Consider the following 2,583-nt stretch of genomic DNA (forward strand, 5'->3'; position numbering starts at 1 on the left):
TGGCCAGGTTGTGGGCGGCTTGGGTGACCCATGCGGCGGTGGGATGCGTGGTCGAGCCGGGGATGTGGACGCGCCGGGTGGCGTGCTCGATGACGGTCAGCACGTACTGTCGTTGTCCGCTCAACGTGACTGCTTCGAGGAAGTCGCAGGCCAGGATCGCCTCGGTTTGGCTGTGTGGGAACGTGCCCCAGGTGGTGGTTGCTTGTTCGGGTGCCGGGTCGATGCTGGCGTCCTTGAGGATCTGCCGGACGGTGGAGGCTGCGATCTTGATGCCCAGCATCGTCCCAGCATTGTGAGCTCGCCGTGAACTCGTCTGTAGCCCCAAGCGGGATTCTCGTGTACCAGGCGCAATACCAGTCGGCGGATCGAGGCGACTGTGCGCGGCCGGCCGGGACGTGTTCGCCTGCTGCGTTCGGCATGGTGCCGCCTGACCAAGTCGCGGTGCCGGCGCAGGACGGTGTCAGGTCGCATGATCAGCCGCAGGCGTCGCAGCGACTCGCGCGGCAATGGTGCGAGCAGGCCAGCTAGAAGTGCGCGAAATGCGGGTTTGAATCGGGGCCTGGTGGCTGCGAGTGGCTGTTGCAGCACGCTGATCTGGTGGCGCAAGGCGAGGATCTCGATGTCCTTGTCGCGGTTGCTCATCGGCAACAGCCGCAGGACCGTGAAGGCGTTGCTCACCGCGAGGTAGGGCCAGGCGTAGCAGCACGAGCGGTCATCCTGCCGTAGCCGCAGCCTCGACACGCGGGGAACCGCGGCAACGCCACAGGTCTGCACACGGCGAATCGAACCAGCCCCGACCTGCACGGACGATATTGCCGGCGCCTTCAGTCATGAAGATCCTGATCGACTGCGGCGCCGACGAAGAAAGCTCCGGCGACGCACGCTCCGGCGAGGAAACGGAGATCCGAGGAACGACTCCCTCCGATCGCATTCGACCTGAGTGGCAGGCTCGCCGTGGTCACCGGCGCCCGGCGCGGCATCGGCCTGGCCATGGCCGAGGCGCTGGCTGGTGCCGGAGCCGACATCGTCGCGGTCAGCGCGCAGCTGGAGGACTCCGGCAGCGAGGTCGAGCAGCGCGTCACCAAGCTCGGACGCGAGTGCCTGTGCCTGAGTGCCGACTTCGCCGACCGCGGCCAGATCATGCGGCTGGCCGCACAGCTGGCTGACCTCGATCGCCCGATCGACATCCTGGTCAACAACGCCAGCACCATCGCGCGCCCCGGCCGCCGAGCACCCCGACGCCGACTGGGACCGCGTCGTGGAAGTCGACCTGAGCAGCCAGTTCGTCCTCAGCCGTGAGATCGGCCGGGGCATGCTGGAACGCGGGTACGGAAAGATCGTCTTCACCGCCTCGCTGTTAGCTTTCAGGGCGGCATCAACGTGCCCAGCTACGCCGCCGCCAAGTCCGGGATCGCGGGCCTGATCCGGGCCCTGGCCAACGAGTGGGCCGGGCGCGGGGTGAACGTCAACGCGATCGTGCCCGGCTACGTCGAGACCGACAACACTCAGGCGCTGCGTGAAGACCCGGTCCGCTTCCAGGCCATCCTCGGACGCATCCCGGCCAGACGCTGGACACGGCCCGAGGACTTCGCGGGTGTCGTGGTCTTCCTCGCCTCCGCCGCCTCGGACTACGTGCACGGCGCGCTGGTCCCGGTCGACGGCGGCTGGCTCGGCAGGTAGCGCAACCGCACGCGTGTGGCGTGCCAACGACGTCCCGTATGCATGCTTTTCGAAGTTGGCCGGGGCTGGCGGCGCAGGATGGTAGGCCGGCGCGCAGCGGCGGACGAGCCTACAGCCGCCGCAAGAAGCCCCGGCCAACTTCGAAAAGCCCGTATGTACAGCCAGAGTGCTCGCCCGGGTCAGAGTGCTCGCCTGGACCGTGCTGCAACGCGGCCCAGGCGATGACGCAGGGAGCGGACAGCTCCGGACACGCACTTCGCGACGCCGCGCTCAATGCGCTGCGGCGAAGACGGGGCCGGTGGTGTTGCGCAGCGAGATCGGCGGCGCGAACAGTTCCTGCTTCGGCGCGGCCTGCGGCTTCGCGATGCGTTCGACCAGGAACCTGACGGCGGTCGCGCCCATCTCGCCCGCGGGCACGTCGGCGGCGGTCAGCTGCGGATGGAACTGTTCGGCCCAGTGCCGTGCCACGATCCCGGTGACCGAGAACCGGTTCGGGATGGTGAGGCCGGCGCGCTCCAGCGCGTGTTGCACGCCGGGCAGCGCCGCCTCGTTGACCGTCGCGATCGCGGTCGTCTCGGGATGGGTGCGCAGGATTTCCTCGACGCACGTCTCCCCGGCCTGCGCGTTGTCGCCGCAGCAGAACTGCGCGCCGACGACGCCGCGGCGCGCGGTCGCCTCGGCGAAGCCCTCGCGCGCCCGGTGCGCCGGACCGTAACCGGCGGCCACCATGTCGGCGGAGCGGTTGACCAGCGCGACGTGCCGGTGCCCGAGGTCGGCGAGGTGGTCGACGCACCGGCTTATCAGCGTCGCGTTGTCGATGTCGACCCAGCTCATCGTCTGCGGCCGCGCCGTGCGGCCGATGGTGACGAACGGCAGGCCCGCCTCTCGCAGCCGCTCGGCCCG

The 2,583-nt window shown here is 69.3% G+C and carries 1 protein-coding gene and 2 pseudogenes; 1 reads left to right on the forward strand and 2 read right to left on the reverse strand.

What is annotated here, in order from left to right:
- Positions 1-706: pseudogene (locus VGS97_RS29610) on the reverse strand (integrase); the annotation flags it as partial.
- A 284-nt stretch (positions 707-990) separates the two neighbouring features.
- On the opposite strand from VGS97_RS29610, the pseudogene VGS97_RS29615 reads away from it, so the two are divergent.
- Positions 991-1,680, forward strand: a pseudogene (locus VGS97_RS29615) (SDR family oxidoreductase).
- Between the two features lie 270 nt (positions 1,681-1,950).
- Here VGS97_RS29615 and VGS97_RS17050 read toward each other — a convergent pair.
- The coding region (locus VGS97_RS17050; protein WP_326854542.1) for a LacI family DNA-binding transcriptional regulator at positions 1,951-2,583 on the reverse strand (633 nt) is incomplete at its 5' end.

The organism is Actinocrinis sp., assembly GCF_035946395.1.
Classification (GTDB): domain Bacteria; phylum Actinomycetota; class Actinomycetes; order Streptomycetales; family Catenulisporaceae; genus Actinocrinis.